Below are 20,133 nucleotides of genomic sequence, written 5' to 3' on the forward strand. Positions count from 1 at the left end.
TTTGTAATACTTTGTAAATTCAATTGCTTTCGTCACACTAATACTGTATGATACATAGTATAAAGAGTACTGTACGACATACAGTAATGGAAATGAGGTGAGTGAATGAGCAGTTTATTGGATTCACTGACAATCGAGTTGAGAAGGGGAACGTTAACATTGGCGGTTTTAAGCCAGTTACGCACACCGCAGTATGGTTATTCGCTCGTTCAATTACTTGAAGGCTCGGGAATTGTCATTGATCAAAGCACCTTGTACCCACTTCTTCGCAGGTTAGAGAAGCAGGAATTGGTGACGAGCAGCTGGGATACGTCAGAAAGCCGGCCGCGTAAGTATTATGTTTTGAGCGAGTATGGACTTGAGATCTTTTCGCAGTTGAAAAAGGAATGGATGAAGAACTCGGAGGAGCTTTACCGATTATTAAAGGGGGAGGAAGAGGATGAATTACGTTGAGATTTATATTCAGGAAGTAACCCGGAGGCTGCCTGAGAAAAGCCGTGAGGATATCGCATTGGAATTGAGGTCTACAATCGAGGATTCCCTGCCTGAAGATTATAGCGAAGAGGATGTAAAGAGGGTTCTAGAAAATTTGGGAAGTCCGGCCGCCTTGGCAAGCGGTTACCGTGATCGGCCGATGTACCTGATTGGTCCGCGCTATTTCGATGTCTATGTTACACTGCTGAAAATGATTTTGCCTATAGCGTTTATCATTTCATTTATCTCTGTGATTGCCCAATATTTCATCGGGCTGCAAGGGAATGAAACCATCTTGAATGAGGTTATCGATCTTATCGGTGTTGGGATTGCCAGAGTTCTTGATGTAGGAATGCAAACCTTTTTCTGGGTAACCATTGTGTTTGCGGTTATGGAAAGAACCGATACAGGAAAAGACAGGAACCCATTGTCAGCAAGCATGAAGAAATGGACCCCTGACGATTTGAAGAATATACCTATAGCTCCCCTGAAAAAAGCCATTACCCGCAGGGAGGTTTTCTCGTCATTGATGTGGACGGCGAGCTGGGCAACCTTTTATTTTTATGCTGACCACCTTGTCGGAATTTATAGAGGAGGCGGAGGAGAGCTTGAATTCGTGACGCCTGCCTTTCAACAGGATGTTTTGCTTAACTATTGGCCTTTGATTGTCTTGATGGTTGGACTTGAAGTCGCATTTGCCCTTTATAAGTTGATTCAAGGAAGATGGACGGGGAACATGGCAAAATTAAATATTGTCATCCAGGTGAGTGCAACCATCGTTTTGGTCGTCATTCTCACAAATCCGAACATCTTTAATGAGAATTTCCTATCTTACATGGCGGATGCCTTTAACGTAACAACTGGGCAGTTCGGAACAGGATTGACTTCAGGAGCGATTCTAATTTTCATCTTTGGCGCCGCTTATAACGTATACGATGGTTTTCGCAAAATAAAAGCCCCTTGAAATAACAATGCCAAGTTCGTATTCAAGGATTAATCTTTATTTAGAGGTGTAGAATGGGAGCTTCAATAATATTAATTATGCTAATCATTATTGTTTTACTTTTGCAGAGAAATCGAAAAGGCACTGTAAACTTTATCGGTAAAAAGCTTTTGCTGGGGTTGCTTGTTACGATTGTTCTAATTCAGGGGATTTTGTATTTTATTTTTTAGGCTGAGTTATAGTAGAGTGTTAATTTTCAATGAAGTTGATTGGAACAGAGGGGACTGACTCCCGGCGGGATGCTTCGCCCCGCGGAAAGCATGTCCCTGGAGTGGAAATCAGCAACCAAAGATAACGGAGCCATTATTAAGTGAAATTGCGTGATTAGAACTTTGTAGTAAAAATGGATTCAGCATGATAAATGTTACTCAAACGCCTGGGCAGCCAGGCGTTATTTTTTTTGATTAAATTTTACTCCCTGAAAAAGTCCATCCTGGTAAATGCTTAATATACTAATTATAAAAAGGATTAAATGAGGTGGATTGATGTACTTTCTAAATGATATTAGCAATGATATTCAGTTCACTCACCTGCGATTCAATCGATATTCTACATCGTTGAAGCTTGTATTAGGTGCGATTTTTGCCGGGCTTGCGGCGATTTTCCAGTCGGCCGGCGGCTTCTTTCCTGGAGTGGGCTACTTGGCCAGTCCGCTCGCCACCGCGCCGATATTACTGTGCTTTATCGTATCCGTTTGGACAGGGACTCTTTCGTATTTTCTTACATGCCTTTTACTACTGGTTCTTCAGCCAAGCGAACTGATCGTCTTTCCCTTTACGACAGGCCTGCTCGGTTTCGGATTGGGTCTCGCGTTTTGTTTTTTCAAAAAAAGATTAGCGATCATTTTGCTTGGTGGAGTTTTCCTGACAGTTGGCATCGCGGCTTTGCTATATGTTTTTAGGTTTCCGGTCCTTGGCCCTGCGATTTCGCTTTCGTTTTCAATCATCACGTTAGGCGGTGTTTTCATCTTCGCCTTCCTTTACACATGGGGTTGGGTAGAAGCTTCAATTATTTTCTTCAAAAGGTTTAAGAACACAATTCCCTGGTAACCTTTGGAGCAGCCTGATATATTTGCCCTGAGAATCACATATTCATTTCCTGCGTGCGGTGTCACTTGCCAAGTTCAATCAAAGTAATTCCAACAGAATCCGAAAGAAAATCCTTCAATGCATTTTCAAATTCGTCCACTGTAGCGACACGCAAACCACGAATCCCAAAGCTTTCTGCCAATTTGGCAAAATCGGGGTTCTGAAACGATGTGCCATAGGATTCGCCGAACTTCTTTTCCATTTGCTTGACTTCAAGTTTTAACATGGAGTCATTGATGACGATAATTAAAAACGATAATCCGAGCCGGGCTGCTGTTTCGACTTCTGCAAAATTCATCAAAGCGCCGCCGTCCCCGGTTATTGCGATGACGGTGGAATCCGGGCTGGCGAGCTTGGCGCCGATACAGCCTGGGATGGCGATTCCCATCGTCGCCAACCCGTTGGAGATGATGACCCGATTAGGCATCTTAGGCTGATAGGTTCGCGCGATGGAAACCTTATGGTCGCCAACATCGGAAATCAAAATTGTATCGTCAGGAGCAAGTTCTTGAATTATATGGAGGACATGTTCGATTTTCATCGGCTCACTTGTTGATGGAAATTGATTGATCTGATATTCTTCTTCGATTTTCCATTGTAAATTCCCTGGTGGCTCCCATGATTTCCTGGGCAATCCTGAATCGTTAAGCAATCTAAGCGTCTTTTTTATGTTCCCGGCCAGTTCAGTGACAACTGGGTAATATTCATTTGTTTCGGCTGGCAATGAATCAATGTGCAGGACAGGAAGCTTAAGTTTGTTCCAGTGGCTGGGCAGCTTTTCCACGAAATCCAGTCCAATGCAGATGAGCAGATCCGCCTCCTCGATGCCTGGCAGAACCACATCCTTTTCGCTGAAGCCGAAGGTAAAGTAATTTTGCGGATGGCCGGTCTCTACTATTCCTTTTGCCTTCATGCTGTGGGCAATAGGGGACTGAAGCATGTCTGTCAGCTTCCTTAACTCCGCTGCCGCATCCTGCCGTACGACTCCGTTCCCTGTGAGAATAAATGGCTTTTCACTGGTTTGGACTAGTTGGATGGCTGCGTTAAGGGCCTCTTCGGAAGGCACGGTCTCGGGTAATGGGGTGACTTCCAGTGGCTGTGCCTTAATCGGTTTGGATAGAATGTTTTCCGGCAAAATTACTGCCGCTGAACCTGGCTTTTCCATTGCTGCCAGTCTGAATGATTTGCGAATGGCGGAAGGAAGTGTTTCCGGGTCGACGATTTGGGAGGTGTTCTTCGTGACAGGCTCAATAATCTTAGGAATATCAATGTATTGATGCGATTCGGGGTGATGGCGCTTGAGATCGGCCTGGCCAATCAGGGCGACAAGCGGAGAATGGTCCAGTTGTGCGCTCGCCACCCCTGTAAGCAGATTCAACGCCCCCGGCCCAAGTGTTGATAAACAGACCCCTGGTTTCCCCGCCAGCCTTCCATACACATCTGCCATAAAAGCGGCCCCTTGTTCATGTCTGACAGCCACATATTGAATTTTCTCCGATTGGGACAAAGAATCCATCAGACCCAGAATCTCTTTTCCGACCATACCGAATATGTACTCAACACCCTCGATTTCAAGACACTTAACCAAAACATCCGCTGCTTTCATAATTCCTCCTTGTTAACACGCTAATCTATTCTCAAAAATTCGCAATCCTCTTGGTACTGAACTTTTGCAAAAAAATCACTGAGGTTCCTTTAAAACTAGTTTGTTTTGATTCCAGAGGCTTATGCAGAAAATAGTTGGCTGCGTCTAGAACATATTGCCCACGGAACGGTAATAGAATGATTTATATAGACAGTTTCCGGAGGTGAGTTATGTGCAAAATCAGCCACAGCTGCCAGGCCATGTGAGCGCGGACCAATTCAGCCAGATGCTTGTATTGCCCGAGACATTTGCCGCGAAACCCGAGTCGCTTACAGAGCAAATGTTTATTGAACGTTCGATTACTGAAAATAGATTCTGGCTGCGGATCATGAAGGAACATGCATTGTTTCTTGGCGAGGGATTCAGCCGGAATGATACGCAGCTTATCCAGCAGGTCGACAGATTCCATACTTATTTTGAGCAGCAGGAACAAAAAGCCTATCAGATAGGCTACAATGTAACACAAGTAAGGCGAATGAATGAGGAAAGCATAGAGCTGGTACAGGGATTCCGGAATTTCAAGCGGAATTTACTAATCCTGATTATTAATTGCAAAGTGCATGGCTTTAACTTTCCGCTTCTTGTCGACCATGTTGCTCGGGAAGCGGAGTATTTTATGAGGACCTTGCAAAAATTTAACCAGGGAATCCTCGACCCGATCCAAGACGCCATCATAAGTGAAAATGTGTTTTGGCTGAAGATTATGATGGAACATTCCCGCTTTATCGCGTCGCTGCTCGACCAATCCGAGCGGAATCTAGTGAGGGCCGCCCTTAAGTTCGGCGATGATTTTGAAGTGCTTTTGAACCAGGCTAGGGATGTCGAAACGATGCTGTACCAAAAGCAGCCGACATACCCGATCATTGGCAGGATGAATAAAGAGAGTGAAACTGCTACAGCGGAATTGCGGAACTTTAAGAAAACGGGGCTCGAACTGATCAAATCGTGCCAAATCCGCAACGTCATCAATCCATTATTGGCGGATCATGTTGTAAGGGAAGCGGAGCATTTCCTTTATATGATTCACATTTTGGAAGAGAGATTAAAAACGAAACAGATGAACGAACAGCGTTATTGATTTTATTGGCAGTGGAAATGCTCAATAATAAGGCTCAAATGGGAAAAGCCAACCTGACAGCAGGTTGGCTTTCTTGGGTAATTATTGATTGTTCTTTTTGCAAAAATCACAGCCTGATTTGCACTTGAGGTGCGTGTTTTTTAAGCGTCTGAATGAACTCCTCCTCCGGATCGGGGGAGATTTTTATTTCTCCAAACGGGGAGTGCGAGTTATAGATGGCGAGCCCCTTGGAGGATGACATGACTCGCATCCCGGTTAAATAGTCATTTGTCCTTGTAAGTGATGTGATTTTATTATAAGGAATGTCAAAACGGAAAATTCCGCCGTGAATATACAGGTGATCTTCCTTAAATTCATAGCGGATCGACGTGTGCGACCAAATCATCATTCCGGAGAGAATAATAAAAAGACCGCCAAGAATTCCGAAAGCAATCCAATCAAATTCTATATTTGTAAAAGGGAAAGGGAAGAAGCAGGAAAGTCCTACAATAACGACAAGAAACACAAGGAATTTTTTATATTTTGTGTCCATTTTCGAATAGAAAGTCATCCTGATCACTCCTTTGATTAAGTTACGGCCGGAAGGTAGAAAGGTTTCATTTAACTATTGGAAGGGTTTGTTTGAAAAAGATTGAGCACATTAATTTGTTTCTTGCCTGGATAATTTTATGGAAATGATATATTTTAGGCTTAATAAGCGATATCTTTTCAAAGAAATCTATTTAAGGGGAAGGAATAGGAAAATGCAAATTACTAGCAAGATGAAAATACAAAAATCAGCAAGTGAGGTTTATGAAGCGATAGCGGACCCTGAAAAAATGGCGAATTACTGGTTTTCTTCGGGAACTGCACGAGTCGAGCCCGGCAGGACAATCACTTGGAAATATGCTGAATATCATGCAGAAGGAAAAGTCCATGTTCTCGAGGCGGATGGGATTAAGAAAATTATCTTTACCTGGGGGGCGGAAGGAGAAGAAACGACCGTTAGTATCCTTCTTGAGCAGAAGGACGACTCCGGGACAGTCGTGCAAATAACTGAATCGGGCTTTAAAGAAGATGATCCCGATTTGGTTGCCAAAATGCTCGGCCAAAAGGAAGGCTGGGTTTATATGCTGACATGCCTGAAGGCCTATCTCGAGAACGGCATTTCTACGTTGAGAGCGTCATTGGTCCATTAGTTTATTAAAATCGGAAGTCTGCCACACAGTCTTCCGATTTTTTTAATGGAAAGAAGTTGTATTTCTACCTTAACATAAAAAGGATATTAACTAAAATGCATAACTGTTATAGCATTATAGTATTATTTACTCATAATTATGCATAAATATAAAATTAAATATATAAATATATGTTGAAATAATATTCTGAACTTTATATAATCTTAACATGTACTAAAAATAAATATTGAAAACTACTAAAACAAGGGGGATGAACATTTTGAAAAACAGAAAAACGTTTATGGCAATACTGATTGTCGCTTGTATGTCTTTATTTCTAGCTGCCTGCGGGGGAACAAGCGGCGCCAAGAAAACCGGCTCCGACGGAGGCGATAAGCTAGTCGGAGGAACGGAGGCGACTTTTGCACCGTTCGAATCTTTGAATGATAAAGGGGAAATCGTTGGAATCGACATTGATGTCATGAACGCAATTGCCGCTGCACAAGGATTTGAATTCGAAATGAAAAATGTAGGCTGGGAGCCAACCTTCCAGAAAATCACAAATGGGGAGTTGGACTTTGGCGCAGCGGGCATTACAATCACGAAAGAACGTAAACAAACCTATGATTTCACTGAGCCGTATTACCAGGCAAATCTAGTGATTATTGTCAAAGAAGGTTCCGATATTAAATCCGTTGACGACCTAAAAGACAAACAAGTTGCCGTTCAAATCAACACAACCGGCCATAAAGCCGCCCAAGATATTCTTGGCAAATCAAATACGAATATCAAAGCTTATGAAAATCAGCCAACTGCCATGCAGCAGGTAAGAAATGGATCTGCAGATGCTGCAATTGGCGATAACGCAGTGGTTTTTGAATACATGAAAAATAATAAGAATACCGGCCTAAAAGTAATTGAAGACGCTAAGTTTGAAAAGGAATTCTACGGCTTCATGGTTAAAAAAGGCAACAAGGAAGTATTGGACATGTTGAATGAGGGCCTAAAGAAAATCAAGGAAAATGGGAAATTAGAAGAAATTACTGGACAAAAACTTGAATAGGTAGGGAGAGTGTTTCAGATGGACATTCTTGACTTTCGGTGGGACATCATCTGGAACTACCGTGATTTCTTTATACGTGGTATCTGGGTAACAATTGTCTTAACGGTAAGCGGTTATATAGGCGGCATGATCCTTGGAATACTAGTCGGCCTTGGCCAAACCTCGAAAAGAAAACTAATTAACTGGCCGTGCAAGCTGTACGTTGACCTGTTCCGAGGGACTCCTTTGCTTGTTCAAATATTGATAATTGACCTGGCATTTTTCCCAGCTATATTTGGCCAGTCTTTTGGCTTCATGGTATCGGGTATCACTGCACTTGTCCTGAATTGTGGCGCATACAATGCGGAAATCATTCGGGCCGGGATTCAGTCGATTGATAAGGGACAAATGGAAGCTGCGCGCTCCCTTGGTTTGAACCATAACCAGGCGATGCGGAAGATCATTTTGCCACAGGCATTCCGGCGGATGATTCCACCGCTTGGAAATGAGTTCATTGCCTTGCTGAAGGATTCATCACTGGTTACGGTTATTGCCGCAAATGATATTCTATACGCAGCCAAAATAGTGGCAGGGGCGTATCAACGCTTCTGGGAACCGTATTTGATGGCAGCGGTGCTGTACCTTATTTTGACTTATGTTGTCACGAAAGTGGTTGCGTACATTGAAAAACGAACCAGCAATCATTTCAATCCACGCAAGAAAAGAGAAAGGCAGGTTATAGTGAATGATCAAAGTGGAAAACCTGCATAAGTACTTCGGAAAGCTTGAAGTGTTGAAGGGCATTGACTGCCAAGTCCGCGAAAAGGAAGTTGTCTGCGTCATCGGTCCTTCCGGCTCTGGCAAAAGTACGTTTTTGCGCTGCATCAACCTGCTTGAGGAAATTACTGAAGGGCTTGTCTTGATTGAAGGCAAAAGAGTCAATGACCCAAAAACCGATATTAACGACATCAGAACAGAAGTGGGCATGGTTTTTCAGCAATTTAACCTGTTTCCGCATATGACGGTGCTCGAAAACATAACGATGGCACCGATGATGATCCGCAAGTTGGGGAAAAGTGAAGCGGAAAAGCTAGCGCTTGAGCTTTTGAAAAAAGTTGGCGTACTTGATAAGGCCGACAACTATCCCGAACAGCTTTCGGGTGGACAAAAACAACGCGTCGCCATTGCCCGCGCGCTTGCGATGAAGCCTAAAATCATGCTGTTCGATGAGCCGACCTCCGCCCTCGACCCGGAAATGGTTAAAGAGGTGCTCGACGTCATGAAGCAGCTCGCGATGGAAGGGATGACGATGGTCGTCGTCACCCATGAAATGGGCTTCGCACGCGAAGTCGCCGACAGAGTTGTGTTTATGGACGGCGGCTACATCGTCGAAGAGGGAAAACCGGATGAACTGTTTGGGAGACCGCAACACGAACGTACGAAAGCGTTCCTGGGAAAAGTTTTATAAGAATGATAGGCCTGCTTCGGTTATTGCGAAGCAGGTTTTTTTATTGAAAGGCGTTCTATAAGCCCGTGCGGTAGGAAAAACGTTGGTACGGTCGTTGATAAACGTTCTATAAGCCCGCGCGGTGAAAAAATCGTTGGTACGGTCGTTGATAAACGTTCTATAAGCCCGTACGGAAGGAAAATCGTTGGTGCGGTCGTTGATAGGCGTTCTATAAGCCCGCGCGGTGAAAAAATCGTTGCTACGGTCGTTGATAAACGTTCTATAAGCCCGTGCGGAAGGTAAATTGTTGGTGCGGTCGTTGAAAGGAGTTCTATAAGCCCGCGCGGTGAAAAAATCGTTGGTACGGTCGTTGATAAACGTTCTATAAGCCCGTACGGAAGGAAAATCGTTGGTACGGTCGTTGATAGGCGTTCTATACGCCCGGGCGGTGGAAAAATTGCTGCTACGGTCGTTGATAAGCCTTCTATAAGCCCATACGAAGAAAAAATCGCCGATAAGGACGTTGATAAACTCAGTCAAATGTAGTTTTGGCATTAAGTGGAATTTAGCTAATTTCGGTTTACGTCATGCCAAAAAGAGTTATATGAAAAGTAGAGTCCATTTGAGAATGATTGGAAAAGGCCGGTTCATTGTAGTGCTGGGGGACAAAAATGGGGGCTGAACACCCAAATTTGGTTAAGCCGGTTCACAAAAATGAATGTAGGAGGTTTTTGCAATGGAATCCAAATGGAAAAAGTATGTGCTGAATGGTGGGTTGGCCGCAGGATTAACACTTGGTCTTGCCGGTTGCGCGGGAGATAATAATCCTCCGCCTGAAATGGATTACCCTGAACACGAAAACGAAATGGACAACAATCAGGGCGATAACAATGAAATGGAGAACGAAAACGAATCAAATGACAGCTAAGCCAGATATCACTTTTATAGGATTATTTTAATAGAATCAAACCAACGAAACCGCCTTGGCTTCCCAAAGGATAGCTAACGCGGTTTTTTTGCCAAGGCACAGTTAAAGGTTAAAGGTGAGTGTTGATTTTCAATGAGGTTGATTGGAACGCAGGGGACTGACTCCGGCGAGATGCAGCGGCACGTGGAGACCCCACAGGCGTTTATGACGCCGAGGAGGCTCCATAAAGAATGCTCCTGCGCCACAGACTTTTCGGGGAAGCGACCTTCAGCTCGTAGCAAAGCTGCACGATGCCTATTCAAGAATGTTTTTCATGAAGTTGGATCAAGTAGATGCTTCGCCCCGCGGAAAGCATGTCCCCGGAGTGGAAATCAACAATCTAGGAAAACAGAGCCTTTGCCAAAAGAAAAGCACATCCAAAGGGGAATGTGCAATAAACTTATACTTTAGCTTGGAGATACTTCACAGCATTGTGAAGGCTACCGAAAGTGATAACGCCGCCTGCTTTGATACCGAGACTGATCATGGTCTGGGCAATTTCCGGCCGGATTCCGGTTAAAATCGACTCAATGCCGATCAATTTCAACGCATCAATGACTTTAAAAATGTGATCTGCGACCATTGTATCGATGATCGGAACACCTGATAAATCGATGATAATATGACTCAGGCCATAGCTTGTGCCCTTTTTCAGCGCCTTCTCCATCAGCTCCTGCGAGCGTTTAGTATCGATGTCCCCAATTAGTGGAAGAACTCCGATATTCTCCGTTATCCTCACAACCGGGATGGAAAGCTCAAGTGAAGTCAGTTCGGCGGCCGAAATCCTTGCTGCATATGTAGTTGAATAAGAAATACTTAGCCAATGCACTGCACGGTCGACCACGGAATCGAATCGGGAGATAATTTCATAAAACTCAGGAATTGAGAGTTTCGCCTCCATTGCTGAGTTTTTGATAATTTCGCCAATCGTATCTCTGTAAAAACGGACTTCCTCTACCGCAAGCTCCAAGGGTAAATCGAGATGGACGAGGAGCCTAACCCCCTCTGATCCCCACTGCATTAAATTACGATAAGTCTTATCCAAACTATCAAAGATGGACTGGGCAAAAATAGAGACCAAATTCTCGCGCCAGTCCTTCAACGAATCATTTACATGGGCGGAATATGTATTCATATCGGCATCAAACCGCTGCCTCGCCAGCCTTTCTTTCTGGCTGGTCACCTGATCGGCCATCTCTTGCAAACACATTTCAAAAGAAGTTTTCATTCTATCAACCACCTTTACCGTTGTTCTCCCAAGCCTAAAACTAGTATAACTTTCACTAGATATTTTGGAAATAAGAGGTTTTGCAATAATTTGTCAAAAAATTTGTATAGTTGCTAGCATAACATTCTTGCTTTGCCATCTAAATGAAAAAGAGCCAAATTGGTCATTTAGTCCTATTTTTGCCAACCCAGCGCCTAATTAATGTAAAAATATTCTGATAAAAGGTAAAATGAAGGTATCTTAATTCTTAAGGAGGTTTTCAGTTTGGGGGAGAACAAGGACAGGAAAATTCCGCATGAGAATGATGTAAAACGTGAAACGCTGACAACGAGGCAAGGGCATCCGGTTCTGGATAACCAGAACATCCGAACCATCGGCAACCGCGGTCCGGCAACATTGGAAAACTATCATTTCATTGAAAAGATTTCGCATTTTGACAGGGAAGAGGTACCAGAGCGGGTCGTCCACGCACGCGGTACCGGTGCATTTGGTTATTTTGAAACGTACGGAAAAGTCGGTGATGAGCCAGTCGAAAAGTATACCCGCGCGAAAGTGTTTTCAGGAGCAGGCAAAAAAACCCCGCTGATGGTTCGCTTCTCGACGGTGGCGGGAGCAAAGGATTCACCGGAAACTGCCCGGGATCCGCGTGGCTTTGCCGTGAAAATGTACACGGAAGATGGAAACTGGGACCTTGTCGGCAATAACTTGAAAATCTTCTTTATCCGCGATGCGATGAAGTTTCCGGATATGATCCATGCCTTTAAACCTGATCCGGCATCGAATGTTTCCCATCCTCAGCGAATGTTTGACTTTGTTTCCCGCAGCCCGGAAGCAACCCACATGATTACCTTCCTGTTCTCTCCCTGGGGCATCCCTGCTACATACCGGCACATGCAGGGTTCGGGCGTCAATACGTACAAATGGGTCAACGACAAAGGCGAAGCCGTCCTCGTCAAGTACCACTGGGAACCGAAGCAGGGAATCCGCAACCTGACCCAGGAAGAAGCAAATGAAATCCAGGCAAAAAACGTCGGTCATGCGACCCAGGATTTATACGAAGCAATTGAGCGCGGCGACTATCCGGAATGGGAGCTCTTCGTGCAAATCATGGATGATGACTATCATCCCGAGCTTGATTTCGATCCACTTGACGACACGAAACTATGGCCGGAGGATAAATTCCCATGGCTGCCGGTCGGCCGCATGGTTCTTGACCGCAATCCGGTTGATTTCCACGCTGAAATTGAGCAGGCAGCTTTCGGAACGGGCGTCCTTGTCGACGGGATGGATTTTTCCGATGACAAAATGCTTCAAGGCCGCACCTTTTCCTATTCGGACACTCAGCGTTACCGTGTCGGCGCCAACTATTTGAAGCTGCCGGTCAATGCGCCAAAGACGGAAGTCCGCACGAACCAGCAGCGTGGGCAAATGGATTTCCGCGATTCGAAAGAGTCCGGCGATAATCCACATATCAATTATGAGCCATCGATGATTGGCGGTTACGAGGAAGCGAGCAGGGAAGGCCGCCCGCAGCACCGGCCGACCTATAATGCCGCAGCGATGAGTGAGCCAATCGACAGGCCGAACAACTACGGCCAGGCTGGTGAAACGTACCGTAACTTCGAAGACTGGGAACGCGATGAGCTAATCAATAACCTGTCCGCGGCACTCGCTGTCTGCGACAAACGGATCCAGGAAGCGATGGTCTTTCACTTTACACAAGCAGATGAAGACTACGGCCGCCGCGTCGAGGAAGGCATCGAAAAGATGATGAGGGAACTTAATGAGGCGGGCAATGAAGCTGCCGTTCCAGGCCGTGAAGCAGGCAAAAATAAATACGGCCAAGGCTCATTGGCAGCGAATAAAGCAGTCGATGAAGCAGTCAAGAAAGGGCATGAAGCCGACCCGTATTAAAGAAGCTGGTTATTTTGCAAAAGAAAAAACCTTACGAAGTGAGCGGATAAATTGGCAATTCTTTGGTGTCTAGCCGCGGACTGACCAATAAATTCCGTTCAATCATTAGGCAAAAAGGCATTCCGAAAAACATCGGGGTGTCTTTTTTTTTGTTCGGAGCGTTGAAAGCAGGATTAACTTGTGAGGTTTGTACCGGGCAATTGGATGCAGTTTCCAAGCTGACAAGTAGGGTAAAGGGATAAGTGTGTGTAAAATTCTGAAAATTATTAAGGAGGAGATTTTTTGAAAAAACGTTTAGGGGTTTTGATGTGTTTCCTGCTATTTATGGGGAGCGCAGTACATAGTGTCGGGGCGCAGTCGAACTCCCCGAAAGGTGAAAAGGTTTCTGTCAACTTCATGTCGTATAACATCCATCATGGCGTCGGCATCGATAACATCCTTGATCTTGAACGGATTGCCGGACTAATCCGGGATGAAGGGGCAGACATCGTCGCAATTCAGGAAGTCGACAGGCATTATGGCGCCAGGAGCGACTTTGAAGATCAGGCGAAAAAGCTGGCGGAGCTTTTGGGCTACCATTACGTTTACGCAGCCAATCTTGATCTCGATCCGCTTGAAGAAGGTGCTGAACGCCGCCAATACGGCACAGCTGTATTAAGTAAGTACCCGATTATCCAGGCTGAAAACTACTTATTGCCGAGTTTTGGCAAGGAACAGCGCGGCTTACTTGAAGCAACCGTCAATGTAAAGGGCAACCATATCCGTGTTTACAACACACACCTCGGATTAACTGTTTCCCAGCGACTCGCACAGGTAGAGGAAATTAATAAGATCGTTTCGGCAAAAAAGACTCCAGCGGTTCTGATGGGTGATTTAAACGCCGAGCCGGATAGCGATGAAGTGAAGCAGCTGCTTAACGGGGCGAACTTAGTTGACGCTTTTGAAAACAGAGATAACGCAGATACGTTCCCGGTTGAAAATCCAATCAAACGTATCGATTATATTTTTGCGAGTGAAGGGTTGAAGATCTTTAATCAAGAGGTCATTTATTCTACCTATTCGGACCACTTGCCGGTCATAGCAGAAATTGAACTGGAGCGTACGGCTCCTTATAACAATGGGAATTAATATTGAAGGGGGAAAAGTCATGAATTCATTTAAAAAGAGATTCGGTTTAATCCTGGCTATTTGCGCGACGCTCACCTTGTCAACAGCGTATGCGGAAACCGGAACGCAGACTGTGCAGGAGACCGAGGAGGGCCCGGTACTCGCACCGATTAAGACTGATGAACCAACGGCTGATAGGATTCAGCAGCTCGAAGATATCGCGATGTATTATTACTGGCACGGCGGCGATTTGAAGAAGGCAGAGGAAGAGATTTTCAAGGGCATCACGCTCAAGGGGAAATACGATGTGGTCGAAGCGGCCTACAAGGAAGCAACCGTCCTTGAACCACATAACACCGATCTGAAAATTTCCCTGGCTTCCACCCAGATCATCCAGAAAAAAGTGTCCGAAGCACTCGCGACTTACAGGCAAATCCTTAATCTGGAGCCGGATAATTTCAATGCCAACCTTCTCTACGGCGTTTATTCTAAAATAAACGGTGACGAAAAAGCTTATAAGCAGTCCGTTTCGAAGCTTAGACAAATTGACAACCACAAGACAAAAGAATTTCTTCAGAAGTTCGAGGTAACTGAGGGAATCCTAAAAACGAAATTGAACACATCAGTGCCAGGCAAGCTGCCTGCGAAGGACCATGCGATTGTCATCCTTGGATACGCCCTTGCGGATGATGGCACGATGAGGGAGCCACTAATCGAACGCCTGAAGGCGGGCCTTGCTGTGGCAAAACAATATCCAAATTCGAAAATCATTGTTACAGGCGGAGTCCCGAAGGAAGGCGTTACGGAAGCTGAAGCGATGAACGAGTGGCTCATCGGCAACGGGATTGCTAAAGAACGGATCATCATGGAAAATAAAGCAACCGATACTGTCGAAAACGCCCTTTTCACAACAGCCATTTTACAAAAAGAAGGGCTAAAGGATGTCACGCTCGTCACGAGCGCGAGCCATATGAGGAGGGGGCTGACCACTTTCTATGAAGCCTCCCGCTTTTACGATGAAATGAACGCGGTGAACACCAACCGCGCGTTCACGAATATGGTCTATCTCGACTATCCATCAATTGAAGAAGCGCAAAAAGTGACGAAGGACGAAACCCTTGTTATCTACCGCGACCTACTCCGCACATCCGGCATCTGGCAATATCCGGGAATGCAGAGGTAAAGCATCCGGCATCTGGCAGTATCCGGGGATGCAGTGGGAAAGCATCTGGCATCTGGCAGTATCCGGGAATGTAGAGGTAAAACATCTAGCATCCGACAGTACCCGGGAATGCAGAGATAAAGTTTCAAGGCACTGGCAACAAGGCTCAGCGATGATCGATTCGCTGGGCCTTGTTTTATTTTTGCAAAAGAAAAGGGCGGGGTGGCGACTTTAGGTTCACTTAACATACTTGTTTAAATCGCTGATGAAGCGGGAGGGAAGTGAGTAAATGGTATGCGTATTGTTTTCATTCATGAGCGAACCGCCATTAACCCCAAGCCACAGCATATATTTAGCAATTGTTTCATCAGTGAACGTAATCGTTAGCATGTAATCCGGGGCTGTGACATCTACAAATCCATTCACTTTTTCGGCTTGCTCGATCGAATTTACAAAGGTTTTAAGCGCGTCAACATCCTCCTGGCCGTAGGTAACATGAGGCTCCTTCACATCCAGCATGCTTTCGCCGACCATAGCGACCGTTGCCTTCTGAATCGTTTTCCCCTCCAATTGAACCGGTTCAAAAACAGTACCTTTCACTTGTTCAACTTTTTCTTGCTCCTTGCAACCGGCTATTGAAAGAAATAATAGAATGAGTGAGGTGAAAAATAGCCATTTCTGTTTTTGTAGAATCATTGGGATGCTCCTTTTCTTGGATAGGATGAAATTGATTTTTTTATTAGCCATATATATTGGGACAGTTGGGGAAGGATTAATCGGTTCTATGGCCCAACGTGGTTGAATTTGGGACACGTGGTGAAGAAATAATCGGTTCATTGTCCCAACGTGGTTGAACTTGGGACAGCTGGCGAGGAAATAATGGTTTCATTGTCCCAACCTGGATCGGCTTGGGACAACTATCAAGAAATTTACCTATAACCTGTCCCAACGTGGTTGAACTTGGGACAACTTTCAAGGAATATACCTATAACCTGTCCCAACGTGGTTGAACTTGGGACAGCTGGCGAGGAAATAATGGTTTCAATGTCCCAACCTGGATTGACTTTGGACAACTTTCAAGAAATTTACCTGTAACCTGTCCCAACGTGGTTGAACTTGGGACAGCTGGCGCGGAAATAATGGTTTCAATGTCCCAACCTGGATCGGCTTGGGACAACTTTCAAGGAATTTACCTATAACCTGTCCCAACGTGGTTGAACTTGGAACAGCTGGCGCGGAAATAATGGTTTCAATGTCCCAACCTGGATCGGCTTGGGACAACTTTCAAGGAATTTACCAGTAAATTGTCCCAACTAGGAGCAACTTTGGAAAGCTAGCAAAGTAATGATGGGATTCGAGTTCAACACGGCTCAACCGCTATAGCAAAGCAATCCATAACCACTTTCTGGGAACGGAAAACTCCACCCCCTCTAATCTTTCAATCATTAGACGCAGAATTGGAGGAATATATGGCACTCCATAAACTAATCCATCTAATATAAGTAAACCCATCATCTCCGCAGAATAAGTCGAACTTCTGTCGGGATTTGTTTGGAATAAATAGGAAGGGATATTCCGTAACGGGCCGAATAGAATAGCTAAGCGAATATTTTTGCAAAAATCCAAACGCAGTATTTTATCTATACTCTTGTAAGAGGATTTTTGCAAAATAAGAGAAAAAATAACCTGGCTGGGGGAAGAGGATTGAAGCTAACTAGAGGAATTTCAGTGGTGTTGATTTGTAGTTTCATAGGTTTAGCGGGATGTTCTGGACAGGCGGCGGAAGGAAAAAGTGATGAAAAGAAAACAGCGAATGCAGCGGAAAGGCCGGCGGCACCGAAGGTAACTAAACCCGTGCCGAAACCGGTAGAAAAACCCGCTGTACCGGTGGTTTATATAAAGGATCCAACACAAAGCAACGCAATCCAGGCGTTCATCCCGGAGGACATGGGATATGGCACGAATAACGAGGAATACAAAAAGGAGATTGAAAAGTGGGCGCGGGAAATGGCCCGGGGGAAGGACGGCCAGCCTGGGTACGACCGGCGCGGCACGCTTGACCGGATTGGCGCGAATGGCAACATAATCAAGGGGGATTCGCGGATCATTCTTGAGGAGGCCGAGTTGGTGAAAATGGTGCTGGACGCATCGGGTGAAGGCGGGGATGTCGTCCTGCCGATCCATGTAACGGAAAGCAGCTGTGCACCTGAGGACGTGGCGCATTTAGGCGAAGTTCTTATCGCTTCGTATACAACCCGTTTTGATGGCAGTGTTGCTGGCAGATCGAAAAACATCGAGCTGTCCACGAAGGCAATCAATAATGTGATTGTCGGTGTGGGGGATATTTTCTCGTTCAATACAACGGTCGGGCCGAGTGATGAAGCGCACGGCTACCAGCCCGCCAAGGAAATCGTCAACAAACAGCTCGTCATGGGTATTGGCGGTGGCATCTGCCAGACATCGTCGACGCTGTTCAACGCGGTGGACCAGCTGCGGGTTGACTATGTCGAAAAGCACCATCACTCCTTAAACGTCGGTTATGTGCCGAATGGCAGGGATGCGACCGTTTCTTATGGAGGGAAGGATTTTCAGTTTAAAAACACCAGCGGAGCGCCGTTCATTATCAAAGGAGTTTACCGGAAAGGCACATTGACGATAGAAATAAGGACCGCCGCAAAATTTAAAAGAGCTATTGCAAAAAGATAACCGTTTCCTTTCTCAATCCGCTATCCTAACAGGAAGCGGGTTTGTTTTTGATAAAAATGGTGTTCGGAAATCGGATTGAATGTTAAAATTAGGAAAACTAATATGAGGTGAATGGATTGGCATATATTGTAACTCCTGTTATAGGTTTCACCCTCTTTTCCGTAGCAACTTTATATAATGTGCTAAGCAAGAAAACCAAAATGGACACTTATAAAAGGGTTATTTACGTTATCAGTCTCTGCTTGATGGTCATTACATTATTATTTCCGTACCCTTCAACAAACACACCTCAATCAACTAGTTTCGGCGCACCAATAAGTGTGTTTGAGTATCATGCAAAACAATACCTTCATTTTAATATTCTTTCCTTTTTTATTAATCTTTTCGTCTTTTATTGGTTATTAAAGCTGCTTCATTTTGCATGGATGTCCATCATTAAAGCCATAAAAAGCCATCGATCATTATTATAAGGAGTTGCAGGAATGAGCCTTCTAATCATTTCCTTTTCTTTAGCAATTTCCATAATGGCGTCAGTCTGGATAGTAAAAAAGAAAAAGAGCAAACTGCTGGGCACGGTATCCGCACTGATTTTAAATACGCTGATATTGGCCTCAGCCTTTTCTGTTTTTTACAGCAAGGACGAGGAAGCAAGAGTGTTTGGCGTTGGGCAAACATATTATTATGTTCTTATTTTTGCGATACCCATTACTACCTGGATTAATTTCGTCCTGCTTAAATTTGTGAAACGCAAGAAAGAAGAAGTTTAATTCCCTATATACTCAATGCTAGTCCTGCCCACACGTTTATCCATTTCAAATATCTCGGAAGACTTCTTGTAATTTACTCGTAATTTATCAATGGTGAGCCATGTGACTTGGAATTGGTGATCAGAAACAAATGCGTTTCCGGATTCATTGGGAAGTTCCTCATCCGAATCCAACAGTGATAACTGATACGAAGACCCTGTCGAAGCGCCGCAATCCCGCTGAAAAATAAAAGCTATCTTATTTCCATTCGGTGAAGGCACCTTTTGAATAATGTCGTTTCCACATAGATCACCGAAAAACTTATCAAGTAAATAACTTCCTGCAAAATAAAGACCTATTAGAACTATTGCAGTTACCAAATATGGCTGTAATTTTTTGTTTTTCATCTATTCACCCCGTTACAATTATATAACGGGTCTTTTTTAGAACATAATTTTTTCAAGGGGATTTAGCAAAAAAGTAGATTTAGGTTTGGCACTCATAACGAAATTATAGATTGTCTTTTCAACTATCGTTGGCTTTAATCCCATAAGGTTTAAAGGGACCTCAATCCCTATTAAATACATTGGAGATGAACAATAATAAGCTAAGGTGGAATTCCTATGAGGTTGCGCTGTAAAGCCTGTCAGACCGTTGTTACAAATACGTTAAGTGAGTTGGACGATTTATCAAAATTAAACCAGAATGCTTGTGGAGAGGATTTTATTCCGCAAGGCTTTTTTATTAAAAATGGTAATGATGATTATCCAGCCCGGATTAGAAATCGAATAATCATCAATATATACGATCTTATTCAATCCAAATACCATCCGGACAGACGAAGGTTAAATGGATGTTGCGGTATGGATGGCTGTGACGGTAATAACTTAGTCTGCAAAAATGGCCACGAAATTGGGGTGGAAATGTCTGATTGCTGGACGCAACATTTAGTTGCTTTTGATCCAAACCTTGTTGAAATTAGTAGATTTGAAAAGTAGTTAACTATTGGTTTATCCCATTTCTCCTTATCATTCAACATATGCGAGGGAGGGAGACGTATGGATGCAGGGGTAACAATTGGGGTTATCATTGTAATAGCAGGGATAATCCTCTTTTTCTTCCCACCCAGGGAAATAAACAGCTTTTATGGGTATAGAACTTCGAGTTCGATGAGAAATAAAACCAATTGGGATAAGGCAAATAGATATTGCAGCAGGTTATTGATTGTTTTTGGCATAATATTACTAATATTTGCGGTTGTATTTAAAAGTACATTACTAAATTTCCTGACGCTGGGAGTTTCAGTAGTCTTTATTTATATTCTTGTAGAGGTGAAAATTTTAAAGGTTTAATTCTAAATGGGAATGTA

At 44.3% G+C, this 20,133-nt stretch carries 22 protein-coding genes; 16 read left to right on the top strand and 6 right to left on the bottom strand.

Annotation, left to right across the window (positions count from 1 at the left end; genetic code table 11):
* The first annotated feature begins 105 nt into the window (after positions 1-105).
* The 3 genes from BN1002_RS05305 to BN1002_RS05315 all read left to right on the top strand — a co-directional run bounded on the left by BN1002_RS05305 (position 106) and on the right by BN1002_RS05315 (position 2,526).
* Positions 106-453, top strand: coding sequence for a PadR family transcriptional regulator (locus BN1002_RS05305; RefSeq protein ID WP_048823985.1), 348 nt, complete (start codon positions 106-108; stop codon positions 451-453).
* The gene (locus BN1002_RS05310) at positions 440-1,438 is read left to right on the top strand and encodes an HAAS signaling domain-containing protein (RefSeq protein WP_048823986.1); all 999 of its coding nucleotides are present in this window, start codon (positions 440-442) and stop codon (positions 1,436-1,438) included. The genes BN1002_RS05305 and BN1002_RS05310 overlap by 14 nt, the downstream gene beginning before the upstream one ends.
* A 524-nt stretch (positions 1,439-1,962) precedes the next feature.
* On the top strand, positions 1,963-2,526 hold the full coding sequence (locus BN1002_RS05315) for a hypothetical protein (protein ID WP_048823987.1): 564 nt from the start codon (positions 1,963-1,965) through the stop codon (positions 2,524-2,526).
* A gap of 61 nt (positions 2,527-2,587) precedes the next feature.
* Here BN1002_RS05315 and BN1002_RS05320 read toward each other — a convergent pair whose 3' ends face one another.
* Positions 2,588-4,171, bottom strand: coding sequence for an acetolactate synthase large subunit (locus BN1002_RS05320; RefSeq protein ID WP_048823988.1), 1,584 nt, complete (start codon positions 4,169-4,171; stop codon positions 2,588-2,590).
* A 265-nt stretch (positions 4,172-4,436) separates the two neighbouring features.
* Between BN1002_RS05320 and BN1002_RS05325 the strand changes: the two genes are divergently transcribed.
* Complete coding sequence (locus tag BN1002_RS05325; protein WP_048827759.1) at positions 4,437-5,288, top strand: DUF2935 domain-containing protein; 852 nt, start codon at positions 4,437-4,439, stop codon at positions 5,286-5,288.
* 106 nt (positions 5,289-5,394) lie between these two features.
* On the opposite strand, the gene BN1002_RS05330 is transcribed toward BN1002_RS05325, so the two are convergent.
* Positions 5,395-5,838: a PH domain-containing protein gene (locus BN1002_RS05330; RefSeq protein WP_048823989.1), complete on the bottom strand. Its 444-nt coding sequence runs from the start codon at positions 5,836-5,838 to the stop codon at positions 5,395-5,397.
* A gap of 193 nt (positions 5,839-6,031) precedes the next feature.
* On the opposite strand from BN1002_RS05330, the gene BN1002_RS05335 reads away from it, so the two are divergent.
* From BN1002_RS05335 to BN1002_RS05350, 4 genes are all read left to right on the top strand, one after another.
* Positions 6,032-6,466 carry an SRPBCC family protein gene (locus BN1002_RS05335; protein WP_048827760.1) on the top strand — a complete coding sequence of 145 codons (435 nt, stop codon included), beginning with the start codon at positions 6,032-6,034 and terminating at the stop codon, positions 6,464-6,466.
* A 250-nt stretch (positions 6,467-6,716) separates the two neighbouring features.
* A complete protein-coding gene (locus tag BN1002_RS05340; RefSeq protein ID WP_048823991.1) occupies positions 6,717-7,508 on the top strand; it encodes a basic amino acid ABC transporter substrate-binding protein in 792 nt (263 codons plus the stop codon).
* Positions 7,509-7,526: 18 nt separating this feature from the next.
* Positions 7,527-8,258, top strand: a complete 732-nt coding sequence (locus tag BN1002_RS05345; protein ID WP_048823992.1) for an amino acid ABC transporter permease — start codon at positions 7,527-7,529, stop codon at positions 8,256-8,258.
* A complete protein-coding gene (locus tag BN1002_RS05350) occupies positions 8,233-8,955 on the top strand; it encodes an amino acid ABC transporter ATP-binding protein (protein ID WP_048823993.1) in 723 nt (240 codons plus the stop codon). The genes BN1002_RS05345 and BN1002_RS05350 overlap by 26 nt, the downstream gene beginning before the upstream one ends.
* On the opposite strand, the gene BN1002_RS23605 is transcribed toward BN1002_RS05350, so the two are convergent.
* Positions 8,950-9,489, bottom strand: coding sequence for a hypothetical protein (locus tag BN1002_RS23605; RefSeq protein ID WP_148362736.1), 540 nt, complete (start codon positions 9,487-9,489; stop codon positions 8,950-8,952). The genes BN1002_RS05350 and BN1002_RS23605 overlap by 6 nt on opposite strands.
* Positions 9,490-9,670: 181 nt before the next feature.
* Here BN1002_RS23605 and BN1002_RS05355 point away from each other — a divergent pair, with 181 nt between their 5' ends.
* Positions 9,671-9,862 (top strand): hypothetical protein, encoded by a 192-nt coding sequence (locus BN1002_RS05355; protein WP_048823995.1) that lies wholly within the window; start codon positions 9,671-9,673, stop codon positions 9,860-9,862.
* Between the two features lie 439 nt (positions 9,863-10,301).
* On the opposite strand, the gene BN1002_RS05360 is transcribed toward BN1002_RS05355, so the two are convergent.
* Positions 10,302-11,129 (bottom strand): STAS domain-containing protein, encoded by an 828-nt coding sequence (locus BN1002_RS05360; protein WP_048823996.1) that lies wholly within the window; start codon positions 11,127-11,129, stop codon positions 10,302-10,304.
* Between the two features lie 264 nt (positions 11,130-11,393).
* Between BN1002_RS05360 and BN1002_RS05365 the strand changes: the two genes are divergently transcribed.
* The 3 genes from BN1002_RS05365 to BN1002_RS05375 all read left to right on the top strand — a co-directional run bounded on the left by BN1002_RS05365 (position 11,394) and on the right by BN1002_RS05375 (position 15,333).
* A complete protein-coding gene (locus BN1002_RS05365) occupies positions 11,394-13,043 on the top strand; it encodes a catalase (RefSeq protein WP_048823997.1) in 1,650 nt (549 codons plus the stop codon).
* Between the two features lie 282 nt (positions 13,044-13,325).
* The gene (locus BN1002_RS05370; protein WP_052445615.1) at positions 13,326-14,171 is read left to right on the top strand and encodes an endonuclease/exonuclease/phosphatase family protein; all 846 of its coding nucleotides are present in this window, start codon (positions 13,326-13,328) and stop codon (positions 14,169-14,171) included.
* A 19-nt stretch (positions 14,172-14,190) separates the two neighbouring features.
* Complete coding sequence (locus BN1002_RS05375) at positions 14,191-15,333, top strand: YdcF family protein (protein WP_082036141.1); 1,143 nt, start codon at positions 14,191-14,193, stop codon at positions 15,331-15,333.
* A 216-nt stretch (positions 15,334-15,549) separates the two neighbouring features.
* Here the strand turns inward: BN1002_RS05375 and BN1002_RS05385 are convergent, their stop codons facing one another.
* Positions 15,550-16,008: a YhfM domain-containing protein gene (locus BN1002_RS05385; RefSeq protein WP_048823999.1), complete on the bottom strand. Its 459-nt coding sequence runs from the start codon at positions 16,006-16,008 to the stop codon at positions 15,550-15,552.
* A 1,008-nt stretch (positions 16,009-17,016) separates the two neighbouring features.
* On the opposite strand from BN1002_RS05385, the gene BN1002_RS05390 reads away from it, so the two are divergent.
* Positions 17,017-18,018, top strand: coding sequence for a VanW family protein (locus BN1002_RS05390; protein ID WP_048824000.1), 1,002 nt, complete (start codon positions 17,017-17,019; stop codon positions 18,016-18,018).
* A 482-nt stretch (positions 18,019-18,500) separates the two neighbouring features.
* A complete protein-coding gene (locus BN1002_RS05395; protein ID WP_048824001.1) occupies positions 18,501-18,785 on the top strand; it encodes a hypothetical protein in 285 nt (94 codons plus the stop codon).
* Here BN1002_RS05395 and BN1002_RS05400 read toward each other — a convergent pair.
* Complete coding sequence (locus BN1002_RS05400; protein WP_048824002.1) at positions 18,782-19,171, bottom strand: hypothetical protein; 390 nt, start codon at positions 19,169-19,171, stop codon at positions 18,782-18,784. The two genes, BN1002_RS05395 and BN1002_RS05400, sit on opposite strands and share 4 nt — an antisense overlap.
* Before the next feature lie 216 nt (positions 19,172-19,387).
* On the opposite strand from BN1002_RS05400, the gene BN1002_RS05405 reads away from it, so the two are divergent.
* The gene (locus BN1002_RS05405; RefSeq protein ID WP_048824003.1) at positions 19,388-19,762 is read left to right on the top strand and encodes a hypothetical protein; all 375 of its coding nucleotides are present in this window, start codon (positions 19,388-19,390) and stop codon (positions 19,760-19,762) included.
* Positions 19,763-19,822: 60 nt separating this feature from the next.
* Positions 19,823-20,116 carry an SdpI family protein gene (locus BN1002_RS05410; RefSeq protein ID WP_048824004.1) on the top strand — a complete coding sequence of 98 codons (294 nt, stop codon included), beginning with the start codon at positions 19,823-19,825 and terminating at the stop codon, positions 20,114-20,116.
* Positions 20,117-20,133: the final 17 nt, after the last annotated feature.

The sequence above is a fragment of the Bacillus sp. B-jedd genome (assembly GCF_000821085.1).
Taxonomy (GTDB): domain Bacteria; phylum Bacillota; class Bacilli; order Bacillales; family Cytobacillaceae; genus Bacillus_D.

Coding starts and splice junctions, on each gene's coding strand:
- BN1002_RS05305 (WP_048823985.1), top strand. CDS start 106: ATGAGCAGTTTATTGGATTCACTGACAATCGAGTTGAGAAGGGGAACG.
- BN1002_RS05310 (WP_048823986.1), top strand. CDS start 440: ATGAATTACGTTGAGATTTATATTCAGGAAGTAACCCGGAGGCTGCCT.
- BN1002_RS05315 (WP_048823987.1), top strand. CDS start 1,963: ATGTACTTTCTAAATGATATTAGCAATGATATTCAGTTCACTCACCTG.
- BN1002_RS05320 (WP_048823988.1), bottom strand. CDS start 4,171: ATGAAAGCAGCGGATGTTTTGGTTAAGTGTCTTGAAATCGAGGGTGTT.
- BN1002_RS05325 (WP_048827759.1), top strand. CDS start 4,437: ATGCTTGTATTGCCCGAGACATTTGCCGCGAAACCCGAGTCGCTTACA.
- BN1002_RS05330 (WP_048823989.1), bottom strand. CDS start 5,838: ATGACTTTCTATTCGAAAATGGACACAAAATATAAAAAATTCCTTGTG.
- BN1002_RS05335 (WP_048827760.1), top strand. CDS start 6,032: ATGCAAATTACTAGCAAGATGAAAATACAAAAATCAGCAAGTGAGGTT.
- BN1002_RS05340 (WP_048823991.1), top strand. CDS start 6,717: ATGAACATTTTGAAAAACAGAAAAACGTTTATGGCAATACTGATTGTC.
- BN1002_RS05345 (WP_048823992.1), top strand. CDS start 7,527: ATGGACATTCTTGACTTTCGGTGGGACATCATCTGGAACTACCGTGAT.
- BN1002_RS05350 (WP_048823993.1), top strand. CDS start 8,233: ATGATCAAAGTGGAAAACCTGCATAAGTACTTCGGAAAGCTTGAAGTG.
- BN1002_RS23605 (WP_148362736.1), bottom strand. CDS start 9,489: ATGCCAAAACTACATTTGACTGAGTTTATCAACGTCCTTATCGGCGAT.
- BN1002_RS05355 (WP_048823995.1), top strand. CDS start 9,671: ATGGAATCCAAATGGAAAAAGTATGTGCTGAATGGTGGGTTGGCCGCA.
- BN1002_RS05360 (WP_048823996.1), bottom strand. CDS start 11,129: ATGAAAACTTCTTTTGAAATGTGTTTGCAAGAGATGGCCGATCAGGTG.
- BN1002_RS05375 (WP_082036141.1), top strand. CDS start 14,191: ATGAATTCATTTAAAAAGAGATTCGGTTTAATCCTGGCTATTTGCGCG.
- BN1002_RS05385 (WP_048823999.1), bottom strand. CDS start 16,008: ATGATTCTACAAAAACAGAAATGGCTATTTTTCACCTCACTCATTCTA.
- BN1002_RS05395 (WP_048824001.1), top strand. CDS start 18,501: ATGAGCCTTCTAATCATTTCCTTTTCTTTAGCAATTTCCATAATGGCG.
- BN1002_RS05400 (WP_048824002.1), bottom strand. CDS start 19,171: ATGAAAAACAAAAAATTACAGCCATATTTGGTAACTGCAATAGTTCTA.
- BN1002_RS05405 (WP_048824003.1), top strand. CDS start 19,388: ATGAGGTTGCGCTGTAAAGCCTGTCAGACCGTTGTTACAAATACGTTA.
- BN1002_RS05410 (WP_048824004.1), top strand. CDS start 19,823: ATGGATGCAGGGGTAACAATTGGGGTTATCATTGTAATAGCAGGGATA.